This is a genomic window from Deinococcus sp. Leaf326 (genome assembly GCF_001424185.1).
Taxonomy (GTDB): domain Bacteria; phylum Deinococcota; class Deinococci; order Deinococcales; family Deinococcaceae; genus Deinococcus.
This window is the reverse complement of record NZ_LMOM01000002.1, coordinates 96,334-111,503: the sequence shown is the minus strand read 5'-3', so window position 1 is coordinate 111,503 and position 15,170 is coordinate 96,334. Positions and strand designations below refer to the sequence as shown.

The 15,170-nt window shown below is 63.9% G+C and carries 14 protein-coding genes; 3 read left to right on the top strand and 11 right to left on the bottom strand.

Annotated elements, in window-relative coordinates; all coding sequences use genetic code 11:
* The 3 genes from ASF71_RS04385 to ASF71_RS04375 all read right to left on the bottom strand — a co-directional run.
* Window positions 1-300, bottom strand: a 300-nt coding sequence (locus ASF71_RS04385) for a hypothetical protein (protein ID WP_156372607.1), incomplete at its 3' end; no start/stop codon positions are given.
* Between the two features lie 131 nt (window positions 301-431).
* Window positions 432-779 carry a hypothetical protein gene (locus ASF71_RS04380; protein WP_056295626.1) on the bottom strand — a complete coding sequence of 116 codons (348 nt, stop codon included), beginning with the start codon at window positions 777-779 and terminating at the stop codon, window positions 432-434.
* A gap of 150 nt (window positions 780-929) precedes the next feature.
* Complete coding sequence (locus ASF71_RS04375; protein WP_056295623.1) at window positions 930-2,147, bottom strand: MFS transporter; 1,218 nt, start codon at window positions 2,145-2,147, stop codon at window positions 930-932.
* Between the two features lie 73 nt (window positions 2,148-2,220).
* On the opposite strand from ASF71_RS04375, the gene ASF71_RS04370 reads away from it, so the two are divergent.
* Entirely contained in the window at window positions 2,221-2,847 is a 627-nt protein-coding gene (locus tag ASF71_RS04370) for a hypothetical protein (protein ID WP_056295619.1), read from the top strand.
* Between the two features lie 24 nt (window positions 2,848-2,871).
* Here ASF71_RS04370 and ASF71_RS04365 read toward each other — a convergent pair whose 3' ends face one another.
* The 7 genes from ASF71_RS04365 to ASF71_RS04335 all read right to left on the bottom strand — a co-directional run bounded on the left by ASF71_RS04365 (window position 2,872) and on the right by ASF71_RS04335 (window position 9,663).
* Window positions 2,872-3,777, bottom strand: a complete 906-nt coding sequence (locus ASF71_RS04365) for a hypothetical protein (protein ID WP_056295614.1) — start codon at window positions 3,775-3,777, stop codon at window positions 2,872-2,874.
* A gap of 302 nt (window positions 3,778-4,079) precedes the next feature.
* On the bottom strand, window positions 4,080-6,038 hold the full coding sequence (locus tag ASF71_RS04360) for a hypothetical protein (RefSeq protein WP_156372606.1): 1,959 nt from the start codon (window positions 6,036-6,038) through the stop codon (window positions 4,080-4,082).
* Window positions 6,039-6,483: 445 nt separating this feature from the next.
* Window positions 6,484-6,894, bottom strand: a complete 411-nt coding sequence (locus ASF71_RS04355; protein WP_056295607.1) for a hypothetical protein — start codon at window positions 6,892-6,894, stop codon at window positions 6,484-6,486.
* Window positions 6,895-7,003: 109 nt separating this feature from the next.
* Window positions 7,004-7,402 (bottom strand): hypothetical protein, encoded by a 399-nt coding sequence (locus tag ASF71_RS04350; protein WP_056295604.1) that lies wholly within the window; start codon window positions 7,400-7,402, stop codon window positions 7,004-7,006.
* 213 nt (window positions 7,403-7,615) lie between these two features.
* Window positions 7,616-7,894 carry a hypothetical protein gene (locus tag ASF71_RS04345; protein ID WP_056295599.1) on the bottom strand — a complete coding sequence of 93 codons (279 nt, stop codon included), beginning with the start codon at window positions 7,892-7,894 and terminating at the stop codon, window positions 7,616-7,618.
* Window positions 7,895-7,990: 96 nt separating this feature from the next.
* Window positions 7,991-8,899 (bottom strand): ParB/RepB/Spo0J family partition protein, encoded by a 909-nt coding sequence (locus tag ASF71_RS04340; protein ID WP_056295596.1) that lies wholly within the window; start codon window positions 8,897-8,899, stop codon window positions 7,991-7,993.
* Window positions 8,896-9,663, bottom strand: a complete 768-nt coding sequence (locus tag ASF71_RS04335; protein ID WP_056295594.1) for a ParA family protein — start codon at window positions 9,661-9,663, stop codon at window positions 8,896-8,898. Before ASF71_RS04335 ends, ASF71_RS04340 begins: the two co-directional genes overlap by 4 nt.
* A gap of 518 nt (window positions 9,664-10,181) precedes the next feature.
* On the opposite strand from ASF71_RS04335, the gene ASF71_RS04330 reads away from it, so the two are divergent.
* Complete coding sequence (locus ASF71_RS04330) at window positions 10,182-11,933, top strand: GON domain-containing protein (RefSeq protein ID WP_162243080.1); 1,752 nt, start codon at window positions 10,182-10,184, stop codon at window positions 11,931-11,933.
* A 194-nt stretch (window positions 11,934-12,127) separates the two neighbouring features.
* Here the strand turns inward: ASF71_RS04330 and ASF71_RS04325 are convergent, their stop codons facing one another.
* Window positions 12,128-12,586, bottom strand: a complete 459-nt coding sequence (locus tag ASF71_RS04325) for a DUF4375 domain-containing protein (RefSeq protein ID WP_056295588.1) — start codon at window positions 12,584-12,586, stop codon at window positions 12,128-12,130.
* Between the two features lie 199 nt (window positions 12,587-12,785).
* On the opposite strand from ASF71_RS04325, the gene ASF71_RS04320 reads away from it, so the two are divergent.
* A complete protein-coding gene (locus ASF71_RS04320) occupies window positions 12,786-15,167 on the top strand; it encodes a CRISPR-associated endonuclease Cas3'' (protein ID WP_082505513.1) in 2,382 nt (793 codons plus the stop codon).
* Window positions 15,168-15,170 lie beyond the last annotated feature (3 nt).

Below are 15,170 nucleotides of genomic sequence, written 5' to 3'. Positions count from 1 at the left end.
CACCGGCCACTCGGCGGCCAGATCGAGCAGCTCCCGAATCTCGGCCAGGTCCTCCGGGTCCGGGCCCCACTCAGGGAAGACGTCATGGAGACTGCGGGTGAGCGCGGCCTCGACCTCGTCCCGCGTCAGGGGCAGATCGACGACCAGGGCGTAATCGGCTGCCCGGTGGCTCACCGCCCCAATGAGGTAGTGGCGGGTCAGTCGCCCCTCGGTGGTGACGGTGGCCCCGCGGAGGGGCTCGCCCTCCTTGGCGGCACAAAAAGCGTTGGGCGTGGGCTTGGCGAGCGCGAAGTAGTGCATTCGGGTCTCCCTCGGGAAAACGGCGGTTCGGAGGGACGCCCTGGGCGTCGGCATCGGCGGGTAAGGGGCGGGTATTTTCCGACCCACTACGGGGGTGAAATACAGGCCGCCCGGAAGCGGCCCGACCCCGACTAGGCGCAGCGCAAGCGGGCGGGGTAGGCGCGCTCCGAGCCCACCGCCTCGATGACCGGCCAGACGTCCTCCATCAGGGGCACGCGGCCGCGCCCGGGCACCTCGACCACGAGCTGGGTGGTGCCCGGCAGGTGCCCGAAGCTGCCGCGCAGGACCTCGGCCAGATCGCCGGCGCGCAGGGGGGCGTCGGCCACCGGCCCGAGGTCGCTGACGACCAGCACGTCGCCGTCGACCGTGAGCTCGAAGGCCTGGTGGCGCACGCCGTCGACCGTGAGGGTCAGGGGCAGCGCGGCGGGCAGGAACTGGGCGAGGAGGTAGTTGAGGTGGTTCAGGGTGGCGAAGTACATAGGGTGATGTTTGCTCTGTTTGGTGGCGATATGGTGTGTCTAAAACGTGCGCTTTGTGTGTGCTCGACGTAGAAAACCGCCCGCGTCCCGGAGGACTGGGCGGATGATCAGATCAGGGTGCACCTGGACACGCCGGCTGTTTCAAGACGTTCAGATCAGAGCGGCTCTCTCCTGCTTGCGCCCTTCCGCCCGCATGGCCCAGAGCCAGATCAGCCCTCCAACTCCCTGCGCCAGAGCCGCTACTCCAAACCACAGCGCTAGGGGGAGGCGATCCAGCCATGGGGAAACCAGCAAGAGGCTCAGCGGCATTCCTACACTCGAAACCATCCCCAGAACACTGAAGACCCGCCCCAGGAAGTGCTGAGGCACCAACTGCTGTAACAGCGTCTGGAAAGGAATGTTGCCCAGCCCGAATCCGAAGCCCAACACGGCCGCGCTGGGCCAAAGCACGCCGGCCACTGGGCATGACCACATCACTGCATAGGCTCCTGCCGTCAGCAGCAGCCCGGCCGTAATGATCTTTTGCGGAGCGAAGCGGTTTCCTACTGCAACCAGTAGCATCCCCGCAGACAGCATGCCCAGACTCTCCAAGGCCAGAAAGGTGGCATACCCGGTGGCCTGAGCTCCCAGACGCTCGAAGAGCTTGGGGAGGATGGCGGTGACGGGTGCCAGACTGGCATTGAGCAACAGGGCGACGACCGGCGTCAGGATGAGCATGTGGGAGCGGCTCATCAGCTGTATCCCGCCCCGCAGGTCGCCCCAGAAGTCGAGGGGCGCTTCCCGAGATTCGACTTGACGAGGCAGTCGCACCCAGCCCATCAGGGCGGCCATGAGCAGGAAACTCAGTCCGTCGCCGATGATGGCCACGGCGGGCGACCACTGGGCCACGATCCAACCCCCGCAGAGCGTCCCCAAGAGCCAGGCGCCCCGGCTGGCACTGCTCAGGAGGCCGTTGGCGCGGGCCAGGGCTTCAGGGGCAACCAGGGTAGGGACAGCTGCGCCGCTCGCGGGGCTCGCGAAGGTTCCAGCCAGTCCCGTCAACAGCGCAGCCACATTGACCACCCAGAGGGGCACGTCTCCCCAGGCTAATGCCAGACCGCCCACAGTCAACTGCAGCGCACCCCGCAGGAGGTCAGCACCGATCAGGGGCCACTTCAGGGGGAAGCGGTCGACGAGGACACCAGCAAAAGGCATGAGCAGGTTGGGGATCAGCGTGCAGGCCAGGGTCAGGGCCATCTGCTGGGCAGAGCCTGTCTGATGCAGCACGAGGAAACTCAGGGCAAGGCCGGCTAGGGCCGTGCCGAACTGAGACTGCGCCGCGCCGACGAGCCAGATGATGAAGCTGCGGTTCCAGAGTGCGGAGGTCATGGCGTCAGTGTGGGAAGGGGGCTACCGGAAGAAACAGTCGCTTTTTCAGGTAGTGCGTTTCTAGACTGTGGGCATGACCGTGCATCAGGTGGCTTCAGCGGGGCAGGCGACCCTGCTGCTTCAGCCCGAACTCCGCCCATTGCTCCAGTACCTGATGCAGGAGGCGCGGAGTGCGGGGGAAGTCGCCCGTGAGCTGAAGGTGCCGCTGGCCCGGGCGTCGTATCTCCTGATGAAACTCCACCGTGAAGAGATTGCGGTCGTAGAACGGGTGGAGGCCCGCTCGGGACGGCCGGTCAAGCGTTACCGGGTCTTCCCGACCTGGTTCATCCCGTACGAGGTGACCGCAGCGGAAACGCTTGAGAGTTTCTGGGCGGCGCAGCTGGGACCGCGCATGAACAAGTTCGCCGGATTCGCGGCCCGTCAGTTGCAGGAATATCACCCGGTCTGGGGCTTCTGGCTCTCTCAGGGGGAGGTCTACAGCAATCTGGAGGTGGGTGACCGGCGGGGACCAGCCCGGGATCTTCTGGAAGGAGACGAGCCCCTGATGCTCACCGTGACGGCCCTACGATTGGGGGAGCCACAGGCGCGGATGTTGAAACGGCGACTGGTGGAGTTGCTCACGGAGGCCTCGTCCTGGGACACGGGGAGCACGACCGAGTACACGCTCAGTCTGCTTCTGGTTCGGGGCAGCGTCGAGTGAAGCGGGCTTGGCCCCGTAGGTGGTTCAGGCAGCGTTCACGCCCCGGCCCCAGGCGCTGACCCGCAGGTTGAACTGCCGGGCCTGCTCGTAGGCGGCAGTCTTCGCGGCGTCGGGCGTCCCGGCACGCTGGAGCTTCTGGGCCGCTCCGCGCAGGCCGGTGGTGACGTTGAACAGGCGGTCCCAGGCGGCGTTCGCGCCGTCCACGTCCCCCTCAAGGGCGGCCACGTCCACGCGGGCCTGGAGCAGGGCAGCTTCGGCCACCTTCGTGCCGTGGGTATTGCGGGCGATCTTGGCCTCGTTCAGCGCGACCTGGAGGTCAGGCAGCGCGGCGGCGCGCTCGGCGGCGTCCATGCCCTGGAGGCGCAGGGCGGTGCCGACCCGGTTCCAGGCCTCGGCGGTGAGCTCCTTGGGGGGGGCCACGTTGCGGGGGGCCTTGGCGGCGACCGGGGCGGCGTCGGGCTGTACGGGGGCAGGAGCGGCCCCCGAGGCAGTGGGAGCTTTCTCGCTCTCCAGGTCCGCCACGGGCAGCTCAGGGGCAAGCAGGGCCACTTCGGCAGGGGCGTCCACTTCGGCGGCGGGCAGTTCGGGCTCGGCGGCGGGGGTGACCTTCAGGACTTCCGGGGCGGCTTCCGACCCGGTGAATTCGAGGGCGGGCTGCTCGGCCGCGACTTCGGGCTGGGCAGGGGCTTCGGCGGGGACAACCTCGGCCACCGGCTCGGCCTTGAGGGCTTCGTGGACCTCGGCCTCGAGGCGCAGGATCTTGCGGCGGCGCGAGGCGTGCGTGGCGTTGCCACCTTCGCCGCGTTCCAGGGCGCTGTCCATGATGCCCAGCAGGGTGCGGGCTTCGGCCCAGCGGCCAGCCTTGGCGGCTTCGAGGGCTTCTTCGGCGGCGGTGACGGCTTCGGCGAGGGCGTTCATGGCTTCGTTCATGACGTCAGTTTTGCTCTGTTTCCCGGCAAACAGGTGTGTTCATTCTGTGCGGAAAAACACTGTGCTGGGCGTAGAAAAACGGCGTTCCCCCCGTGAATCGTGTGTGGCTCTCCCCTGTTCGGCAGCCACGAAAAACCGCCCCCGGAAGGGCGGCAGCAGGTGGAGCGGGGCCAAGCTTTGAAGTAGATCTTCTTCAAAGCTTGGCTCCCCTCAGGTCAAACACTTGGGAGCGGGAGAAGACGATTCATACCGAACGAGGCAGGCGTCCCCAGTTCCGAGGTGCCCAAGCCGGCGCAGGCCAGTTAGGGCAGCATGACCTTCAGGTTCGCAGGCATGTTGAGCTGCCCTTCGGCATTCCGGCCCCAGGCGTACACCGTGCCGTCCGGGTTCAGCGCCACGCTGTGATACATCCCAGTCGAGATAGCTACCACACCGCTCAAAACCGTCCCAAAAGGGACAGACGCCTGACTGTCCCCCCAGTCAAAGACCTTGCCGTCCGAGTTCAGGGCCACAGTGTGTTCCCCTCCTGCCGCAATCATGACCACACCGCTCAATGCACCTGCAGGCACACTCGTCTGACCACTGGTGTTTCGCCCCCAGGCAAACACCCTGCCATCCGCTCGCAAGGCCACACTATGCATATTCCCGCTCGCAACATTGATCACACTGTTTAGTCCGGCCGGCACAGTCCGCTGGCCATAACTGTTACTGCCTGAAGTGTTGATCGTCCCATCGGCTTTCAAGATGAGCTCGTGACTGGATCCTGCTGAAATAGAGACTGCGTCACTCAGAGCATTAAGCCCATCTGGCGCATACCCCCCCCAGAAGAAGGCCGTTCCGTCCGCTTTCAGCGCCCAGTTCGTACTATTCGCCGCAGAGATGGCGACCACACCGCTGAGTCCCGCCGGCACGTTTGTCTGGCCGTTGGTGTTCTGACCCCAGGCCACGACCGTGCCATCCGACTTCAGCGCCAGGCTATGGAAGGTTCCTGCAGAAACAGCCACCACACCGCTGAGCCCCGCCGGCACATTCGTCTGGCCGTAGGTGTTCTGACCCCAGGCAACCACGGTGCCGTCCGGCTTCACCGCCAAAGTGTGATAGCCCCCAGCGCTCAGGGAAACGACGGGCGAGGTCCTCATCACAACGTCAGCGGTCTGCTGGCAAGTGCTGAGCCGGACCGTTCCGCTCTGCCGCGTCAGGGGAAACGACGGCACCGGATGCACCAGGTTGTTGGTCACGCTCAGGCTGGCCGGGCTAAGCGACTGTATGACAAGTCCCGTCCTAAACGCTTTCCCGTTGACCGTGAGCGTCGGGATCGGCTGAAGCTGCGTCCCACCGACGATCAATGGCGTCTTCGGAGGGCTGACGGTCAAGGTCCCCTGGGCGTTCACGAGTGTTGCGGTAGGGGCGTCCTTCGGTCCAGCCGTTCGGACCCGGCACACGGCGGAGCTGTTCAGCGCGAGATTCTCAGGTGTTAGTGTGGGGCCGAGCAGGGTGCGAATCTCCGACCCGGACAACGCCGCCGCGCGCGCTTCGACGGCCGCCTTCCCCGCTACGTCCTGCTCTTCGAGTCCCTGGGTGACGGTCGTGACGCTGTTCGTCGTCGCATTGGCCAGCATCCTGAAGCTGAACACGTCCTGCGCGGCGCTGGCCTGTAGCGGCACCGAGAGCGCGAAGGTCACCTGCCCGGTCTCTCCCACAGGGATCACCCGGCCGCCACTGCTGGTCGTGGTGACGAATCCGTACGGCAGCAGGTCATAGGTGGTCCGGCTCGCGTCCACCTGAGCCTGCAAGGTGGCGAGTTCACCGCCCGTCGTCTCGTCGAAGACCTGGAGGGAGGCGGTAGCCTGATCCACCTTGATCGTGTTGCGGGAGACGTAGACGGGCTGGGTAGGCAGGATCTGTGTGGCGATCGCGACGGCGGCGTCGGTGGCACCGAAGGTTTTCATGGAGGTAATGGCCGAGTCACCCAGTGTGGCGTTGGTGCCGAGACGCCGCACAGCGACGTAGGTCAGGTTCTGCAGACTGGTCGCGCAGTTGTTGGTGACGGGGAAAGTGGCCTGCATATAGCGCTTGCCGCCGAGGTCAACCGTACTCTGTGACAGGCTGGACCCGATGACCACGCAGGGGCGGTCGGTATCCGTGAGCGCTTGCGAGGTGAGGGGCTGGAGTGCCCGGGCCTGGAGCTGCGTGCCGACGCCCCTGAACTCGATCTCGACAAGGCCGAGTTTGGGGGCGGCCTGGGTGGGTGGGGTGGCCACGGGCGCAACTGCACTCGGGGTCGGGGTGGAGGAACAGGCGGTGAGGGCGAGGATACCGGTGAGCAGAACGAGGCGGGTGGGGCTCACTCCAGGGCCTGGAACGCTGCGCATCAGAACTTGTTCCAGCTGGAATCCGAGTTGAACATGTTGGAACCAGGTCCCATGGGAATGCTTGTGATCAGAGTGACGGCAGTCCATTTCCCCAGGGGGGTGAGTTGGGGCGGGGTGTACGCCTGCTGGGGAGACGAGATGTGGGCGGGGACAACTGATTTGGACGGTAGGGACATAGGGACCTCGAGGGGTAGAGAGTCAGTCAGAGGCAATGCTGGAGCTCACCTGCTTATTTCCCTGGGGCGCGTCTGATCGGAGCTCCAGGGACTCAGGCTGAAGATAAAGCGCGGAGCGTTAATGAGCCGTTAGTGGCTTTGCTGTTAGGCGCTGTGGTTCAGTCGGCGTGCTGATCGTATCCGGCAGCAGCGAGACGGGTGGCTTCGGCCTCGGTCACGATCCAGTACTGCTCGCGCTCAGCGTCTCCCAGGACGATCACGTGGGGGTGGTAGAGGCTGTACTCGGCGCGCAGGGCCTGGGCCTCAGCCAGCGAGAAGGCCTGCGGCAGGTGCCCGAAGTAGGCGCCAGCGGGCGGAGTGGGGAGGCCACTGGGGTGGGCAGCGTAGCCCAGTTGCATCCACCCCTCGGCGTGGTCGAGCACCGCCAGTTCGCAGTTGCCCCAGCGCACCTCGTAGGCGCGGTACTCGCCCTCCAGGGAAAAACCGGACACCCCGTTCAGGGAGACCGAGGTGAGGCCTTCGGCGGCGAGGTCGGTGAGCATTTCGAGCAGGCTGGAGTAGTTCTTCATGGCGTCATGTTCGCTCTGTTTGGGGGCCGGATGGTGTGTCTAAGACGTGCGGATTGTGTGTGCAGGACAGCCAAAAAAAGCCCCCGGAGGGGCGCGGCGAGCGGAGGGGTCAGCGGCCGTTCAGGGCCGGGGCGCGGTTGGCCTCGTTGGCGAGCAGCGCCACCACCTCCAGTGCCACGTCGGCGTTGTCTTGGGCCTGGGCGCGGGCCTTCGCCCCGAGATAGGTCCGGGGCAGCCGGCGGGCCTGGGCGAGCAGGCTCTGAGCGCGCTCGTGGTTGCGGACCGCCGCGATCACGTCGCTGGACGCGAACTTCTTCTCGAAGCTGAAGTCGGAGAGGAGCTCGTGGGTCGCCCACCAGGCGGCTCGGAGGCGGCGGTAGAGGCGCTTGGGGTGGCCGGCGCCGAGGCGGGCAGCACCCGAGGGGCGGATCATCTCCGGCTGCGTGGCGCGCACGAGGCGGTCGAGGCGGTTCTGGGCTTCGGGGCTGAGCTGTTCGGCGGCGTTCATAGGGTGATGTTCGCTCCGTTTGCGGGCCGGGTGGTGTGCGGCAGACGTGCGGATTGTGTGTGCGGAACGGCAAAAAAAGCCCCGCCTGGAGGCGGGGGCCGGAGCGGAGGGGCTCAGCCTTCCCAGTAGACCCCGACGCTTTCCAGACCGACGTGCTCGCCGCCTTCGTGGACGTCCACCCGGAGGCGGCTGCACAGGCCGNGGCGGAGGGGCTCAGCCTTCCCAGTAGACCCCGACGCTTTCCAGACCGACGTGCTCGCCGCCTTCGTGGACGTCCACCCGGAGGCGGCTGCACAGGCCGGAGGGCTGGAGCAGAGCGGCGCGGCGCAGCGCGGCGGAGACGCCGGGGTGGACGCGGAGCTGGCTGGTCGCCCCGTCCTCGTCAGCAATTTCAACGGCGTGGTGGGGCATCCAGTCGTCGCCCACGCTCACAGTGGCAAAGTCGATGGTGTGGAAGGGGCTGGTGTTGCGGACGGTCGCTTCTTCGTGCATGGGTCTATGTTCGCTCTGTCCGGAGCCGAGCAGGTGTGTCAAAGACGTGGGGATTGTGTGTGCAGAACGTAGAAAACCGCCCCGAAGGGCGGCGGATCATTCGGCGTTTTCACCCTCGAGAATGGCCCGGACGCCGGGCGGCATCTTGTCCAGCCAGCGGTCAAGAGCCTTGAGGTCAGCCGGTTCCAGCCGGGCCAGCAGGCGGCGGCTGCCCAAGCCCTTACCCACCTGAAGGACGCGGTGCATCGGCGGCTTGCCTTTAGATGTGGCCGCCTTGAGTCCCTCGACCTCGTCACGCAGTTCCGAGCGGGACTTGCCTTCAGCCGCCAGCGCGATCAGACGGGCCTGATGCTCGTCCGGAGCTGAGACAATCACGGCCGCGTGGGTGTAGGGCAACCCCTGACGCATCGCCTCGACCACAGCCGGAGGCCAGTTCAGGATGCGAATCTTGTTCTTGGCGAACGACGCCCAGGTTTCGCGTAGCGGCCCGAACAGGGTGTCGAGGGCCGCGTGGTCATCACCTGGCTCCTCCTTGAGCAGCTGGATGAGGCGGGCACGGGCTTCCTCGCGGGACAGGCCCAGGGCCAGACCGATCAGATCGAGCTTCCCGTCCACCTCATCGATGACGTTCAGGTTCTCCCGCTGCAGGTTCTCGACCAGGGCGGCCGCCTGCGCTTCGCGGTCGGTCATTTCACGGATGATCACGGGTACCTCGTTCAGGCCAGCGAGCTGCGCGGCCCGCCAGCGGCGCTCGCCAGCCACGATCTCGTGCCCACCGTCCGCCGGGCGCACCAGCAGTGGCTGCAGCACGCCCTGCTCGTTGATGCTGCGAGCCAGGTCGGCGAGCCCTGCTTCATCGAATACGCGGCGGGGCTGGTGTGCGCCCGGGCGCAGTTCAGCCACAGCGAGGGTATGGCCAGATTGAGGAGCGCGGGCAAGCTGCGCCGAGGCACCGAGCAGGTCGTTGATGTCACCGCGCGGGTTGGTCGGGCGCTTGCGGGTCACGCCGTCACCTCGTAGGGCAGCCCCGTTGCCCGGGCAATGGCCTGGGTCAACCGGACCACGTCAGCATGTACTGGGCTCCGTGGGGCATAGACGCCTACAGGTTGCCCAGCCGTGGTGCTGTCCAGCCATACAGCCTCCCGCTGGGGGACCGGATCCGACATCGGGCTGAGGTGACCGCGCAGCTGCTCCAGAACCTCGCGGTCATGGAGTCGTCGGGCGTCATGCATGGTGGGCACGTAGAGCGCCACGCGCAACTCCGGGCGCAGCCGGTGGTACATCCCCATCGCCCGGTTCAGGCCGGGTAGAGCGTCCAGGCCTTTCTGACGGGTGGGCATCGGCACGATCAGGCGGTCGGCCGACAGGGCGCCCAGAGTGGCAAGCTGCCCAAGGCTGGGTGGGCTGTCAATCAGGACCACGTCGTACTGATCAGCCACGGCAACGAGCGCTTGCTTCAGAAACAGGATGGACCCGACTTGGCCGAGCATCTGCGCCTCAGCCGATGCGAGGTCCACATGCGCGGGGATCAGAGACAGGCCGTGAACCTGAACCGGCTTGGGCAGCGGCGCGCCGTCCACCGCGACCGGGTAGATAGTCTGGTCGATCTCAACCCCGTCCACGCCCAGCCAGCCGGTGAGGTTGGCCTGGGGATCGAGGTCGATCAGCAGCACGCGCTGACCGCTGCGCGCGAGCTCGTAGCCGACGTCGCGGGCGAGACTGGTTTTGCCCGCACCGCCGGCGTGATTGAACACTGTGAGCGTGATCATACCGGTACGATAACCCAAATCGTACCGGCACGAACTGGCTCGGCCGAAGTGAGGAAGCACTGGATCGTACCGGTATGATTCAGGCCAGAGGAGTGTCTTTCGTACCGGTACGATCCTCACGAAGCGTCATATGCAGATCGCTTAACCAGTGACTACTTCGGGCGTTTAAACGCGACCGCCTGTGATGCAGCCCTTCCCCGAAAGTCATTTCGGCGTCTTTCTAGGATAGAGAGAGCAGGGGGCTGATTCAGGCTCTTCATTCATATCTGTCAGAACCCCGTGAGTTCACCGGTGGTACATCATATCTGTTTCATACTTTTCTAATTTAGAACTTCAACTCCGGCAGATGCCGCTATTCCTCACCAGCTCAAGGGGTACCTCGCATGTCCAGATCTCACTCCGTTTCTCTTCTGCTCCTGGCTGCCAGTCTCACCGCCTGCTCCAATACCGCCGTTCCTGCTCCCTCAACGGGCCAACAGCCTGGAGGCGGCCTACTGACTTCGTCTCCTGCGGTGAGCTTGAGCTTTATCGATGGGATGCAGTTTGCCAGCGGATACGATTCGACGACCGGCGGCTTCCTTGGCACTACCAGTTGCCTGAAACCCCAAGCTGAACCGACGCTGGCTACACCTTCCAGGTTGCAGCAGTCTTTCAGCCTGACCAAGATTGAGAGCAAATCGGATCTCTCGGACTCCTTGGATGTTGGCGGCAAGGCGTCCTACAACTCTGGGGTGACCAAAGTCAGCGCGAGTGCTCAGTTCGCGCAAAGTCAGGACACCAACAGCTACAGCGTCGGCGTTCTTCTCAAAGCCGATGCTGTGGGGCAGAATTACTCGCTGTACGACACCCAGACCAAGCCGGTTCTGACCGATGCCATGCAGAAGCTGTACGACACCGATTACAAGGCTTTCAAAGAGTCGTGCGGTGACTACTTCCTGAACACGTTCACGCTCGGTGGACGCTACGCAGCTTTCTTCAACTTCACGACCTACAGCAAGGCCCAGAAGGAAAGCATCTCCGCTAAACTCTCGGCTTCCTCCGGGCCATTTGAGATCTCAGCGGATTTCAGTAAGAAGATGCAATCGCTCGCCAGCACATCGACACTCAAGGTCAGTACCTTCCAGACCGCTATTCCTGGGATTCCGAGCACTGATCTCAATACTCTGATTGATGACGCGCAGAAATACGCCGATAAAGTTCTGACTACCTGCGCCGACGTGAACGCACTCAAGAGCTGCGTCAAGTCGGCGACGTTCAATGCGTACGTCAACTTCTTTGGTCCCCCCGATACCAAGTCGGTCGCGGCGATCAATGCGGGTTCGGCCGAACTGACTTCTCTGGTCGTGCGCGGCAATCTGGTGGAGAACCTTCTTGGGAGCGCGAAGGTGATTGCGCTCAACCCAGCCATTTATGATCCCGCTGCTCGAAGCGCTGTAGCAGGAGCTATCGCTAGTGCCCCCAGCTGGAAACTTGGGATCAATGCTGCCATCGTTGCTTGCAACCAGGACATCACCACCTGCGTCCCAAGCTCCGTTTCCAGCAGCGGCGCCGAAGCGGGAGCTGAGGCGAGCTACGGCCCACTGCCTACGTACCAAGTACTTACGGCCGCATTGAGTGCCCTTCCTGACATCACTGCCAAACTTCCTACGAGTTGCGGCGATCAGCAGAGCCTGTACAAGCAGTACACCGATCAGGACTACACCGTCTTCATCGACCAGGACATTACCAAGTCCTATAAGCTGTTCTGCCGCGATATGGCGGCAGGCAACACGCCGCTCGATTACCTGAATCTTGGCACCCAGAACAATACGCAATCGGTTGTCGACTACACCGATTCGCAGCAGTCCGGTGATACGGGCGCCAAGCTCGATGGTAAGCAGACCACCACCTTCACCCGGGTGAAGATCGATCCCAGCACCCTGATCGTCAACCCCAATGACGTGACCTATACCAGCAGCACCGGGTTCCTGGTCCGCGATGGAGTGCGCAACGACCAGGCTGGCCCGCCCCCCAGCATCACGCTGGGCGTGGCCGGTCAGTGCCGCCCAGAAGATGAGGCTCTCACGGCAGTGGCGATGGTGGATCTGACCTATACCCCATTCATCTTCAACACTACGGCGACTAGCTTTTCCAGCAATGGTTGGGATCAGCGGCAGAAGGGCACGGCGACGCCCTCTGCGGACAAGAAGATGTACACCATCACTTCTGGCCATGGGTTCTGCTCGTCGACCCAGCCCAGTCAGATTCGCCTCCAGCTTCCTCAGAGCTAAAGGCAGCAGGTGACAGGTGGGAGAGGCCGGGCGTAGATGCTCGGCCTCTCCCACTCTTTTCTGTTGCTATTGGGGTACGGCAGTAAGTGGCCCTCTCCGCTGTGTGAGCTGCTCACGTCATGTACCCCTCCTTCGTTCCCTGTGCAGCGCCGAGTAGAAGGAATAGGGGAGAGCTGGAGCATATCCCCCTCGGCTCAGGCCCAGGCCAGGAAGTAGCCCTGGTAGATGGTCCGGAAGCGCTCATTCACCGTGTAGTAGCGGTCGTCCAGCCCGCCGAGATACTCGTACTCCTCGTCGTTCAGGTGCCGGGGATCGTCGCAGTTGGCGACGTGGCGGATCGCCAGACCGGCCAGCTCCTCGACCAAGGCGACCACGGTCGCGTCCTCGCCCTGCACGCTGGCCTTGAGGCGGGGGAGGGCCAGCAGCAGGGTGTCCTGATCCTCCGCGAGGTAGCCGTTGCCCTCCCACTGCGAGAAGCCGCCATTGCAGACCTGACCGTCGAAGACCTCCAGCACCAGCGCGTGCCGGTCGCGCTGAGGCAGGCTGTCCAGAAAGGCGGGCATCTGGCTGCGGGTGTCGGGCAGGCGGTGCCAGAGGGCCGTGCTGTAGGCGTTGTACTGAGCTTCGAGGATAGCGGCGTTCGCTTCGTTCATGAGTCTATGTTTGCTCTGTGCGCGGGCAAACAGGTGTGTCTTAGACGTAAGGATTGTGTGTGCTGGACGTCTTTAACTGCTAATATCTGGCATCATCGCGCGGCCGCTGGATGGACCCGAATGGTTGGGCTTGAACCCAAATAGCTCTGATGTGCCTGCCAACTGATGAGTTTCGGGGGGCTGCGGCCAGAGATGTGGTATGCACCCCCGTACCACAAATGAGCAGATTTATCAGACATGCCTCTTTAGGATGGATTCGTATGGGGGTGCCAAGCCTATGAGTCTCTATATGGGTCACAGTCCCAGCCAAGAAAATCCCACTTGGCAAACTCTCAGATCTCACTCGGAAGGGGTAGCCCGTTTCACTGAACATCATCTTCGCTACTTGAGTTCGAATATCGCGCATCTGACTGTTTATGCGCGTCTCACAGGTTTGTTGCACGATCTTGGCAAATACCGCGACGACTTCCAGATGTACCGCCTGAACTGGCACCCATATGAAGAGCGCGAGGATAAGACCCTGGGTGAGCGGCCCGTATCCCACAGCGACGCGGGAGCGCGATTCATCCAGCATTGTCTGGACTCCGACCGTGAGGTCGGGAACGAGTTGCCTTTCGTGATCGCCAACCACCACGGGCGACTGCGGGACGTGGACACCCTAAACGGGCGGATGAACGAAACCGAACTGGCCGAAGTGGAGGCGCTGGTGGACCTTGCTGTGCAGGACACCCCCGAACTGGCTGAGCTGCTATCTACTGAGTTGCCCGACCTGCCCCTGAACGGCACCGAACGCGCATTCCTAATCCGTTTTCTACTGGGGGCCCTGGTAGATGCCGACCGCCTGGATACAGAGGCTCACGGTAGCCCTGGCAAGGCGGAACTACGCGAGCTACACCGCGCCGCGCCGCAGGAGATGGCTGAGCTACTGATCCGTCTGGAGACCGAGCAGGCGAAGAAAGCCGCTCAAGATGCCGTCAACCCTCAGCCCATCAACGTATTGCGCCGTGAGATGTACGCCTCAGCCCTGTCGCACGCCGGGGACACCCCGGGCTTCTTTCGCCTGACTATGCCCACCGGGGGCGGCAAGACGCTCGCCTCGCTGGCCTTCGCGCTCGCTCACGCGCAGAAGCACGGACTACGGCGGGTGATCTACGCTGTGCCGTTCACGACTATCATCGACCAGACAGCGAAGGTCTTCCGGGACGTGTTGGAGAGGCCTGGCGAGTTTAAAGTGCTGGAGCACCACAGCAACCTGGAAGTACCAGAACGAGAAGGTCGGGAGCGCCAGACCACCGCCCCCGACCTCGCCACAGAGAATTGGGACGCGCCCGTGATCGTGACTACCACCGTGCGGCTCTTCCAGGAGGCGCTGTACGGCACGCGCACTGCGCAACTGCGGCGACTGCACAACGTGTCGGGCAGTGTAATCGTGCTGGACGAGGCGCAGAGCTTGCCTGCACACCTACTGAGGCCCACGCTGGACGCGCTCCAATTTCTGGTGAACTACGCCGGATGCAGCGTGGTGCTGTGCACGGCCACGCAGCCCGCGCTGGACGAGTCACTGGGCTTTCCGTCGCTGGCAGGCATCCGTGACCTTGTGCCGGAGGCGGCGCACTACTTCGACCAGCTCCAGCGCGTGGAGTACGATTTCCGTATCGCCGAGCCAACCCCTTGGGCCGATCTCGCCGCCGAACTGAAGGGGTATGAGCAGGTGTTATGCATCGTGAACATGCGCGCGCAGGCGCACGACCTCTATACCCTGCTTGGCGAGGACGAGGCGACCTTCCACCTCTCAACCAATCTGGTACCCGCGCACCGCAAACGGGAGCTGGACGCTATCCGGGCTCGGTTGAAAGCGGGGCTGCCCTGCCGCGTGGTGTCCACCCAGCTTATCGAGGCCGGGATAGATGTGGATTTTCCCCGTGTCTACCGGGCGATGGGGCCACTGGAGGCCATTGTGCAGGCCGCCGGGCGATGCAATCGTGAGGGGAGGCTGGCAATGGGTCATGTCGTCGTATTCGTGCCGGAGGCCCACAAGCTGCCCAGAGGCGATTATGAGGTGCGCGAACGGCTGGCGAGCACCGAACTGCGCGAGAACGCGAACCTGCACCATCCCGCCGTGTTCACCCCATATTTCCGGCAGGTGTACCGAAACGTCCGTACTGCACCAGAGGTTCGCGTGGCTGACGGTCAGATGGAGTTTTTCAGGGCGCACGCAGGCCTGTATTTTGGGCAGGTGGCTGACGCCTACCGCATGATTGATGGCGACACCGTGCCCATTATCGTGCGAGGGTACGACAAGGCGAAGGTGGACGCTCTGCTCGTCACCATTGAGCGCAGTCGCAGCAAGCCTGAGCGGCAGGAGGCGTGGCGCGCCCTGCAACAGTTCACGGTCAGTGTGTACCAGCATCAGGCCGAGAAGCTAGGACATCTGCTGGCCCCTGTGCCGGAGTTAGTGCGCCGCGCCAGCTACTTGGGCATGGAACTCCCCATAATCTGGGAATGGCCCGAGACAGCGAAGTATCACGACAAGTTGGGGATTGTGGCGGAGGGGAACGATGACGTGTTTACGAGTCTGTGAAGC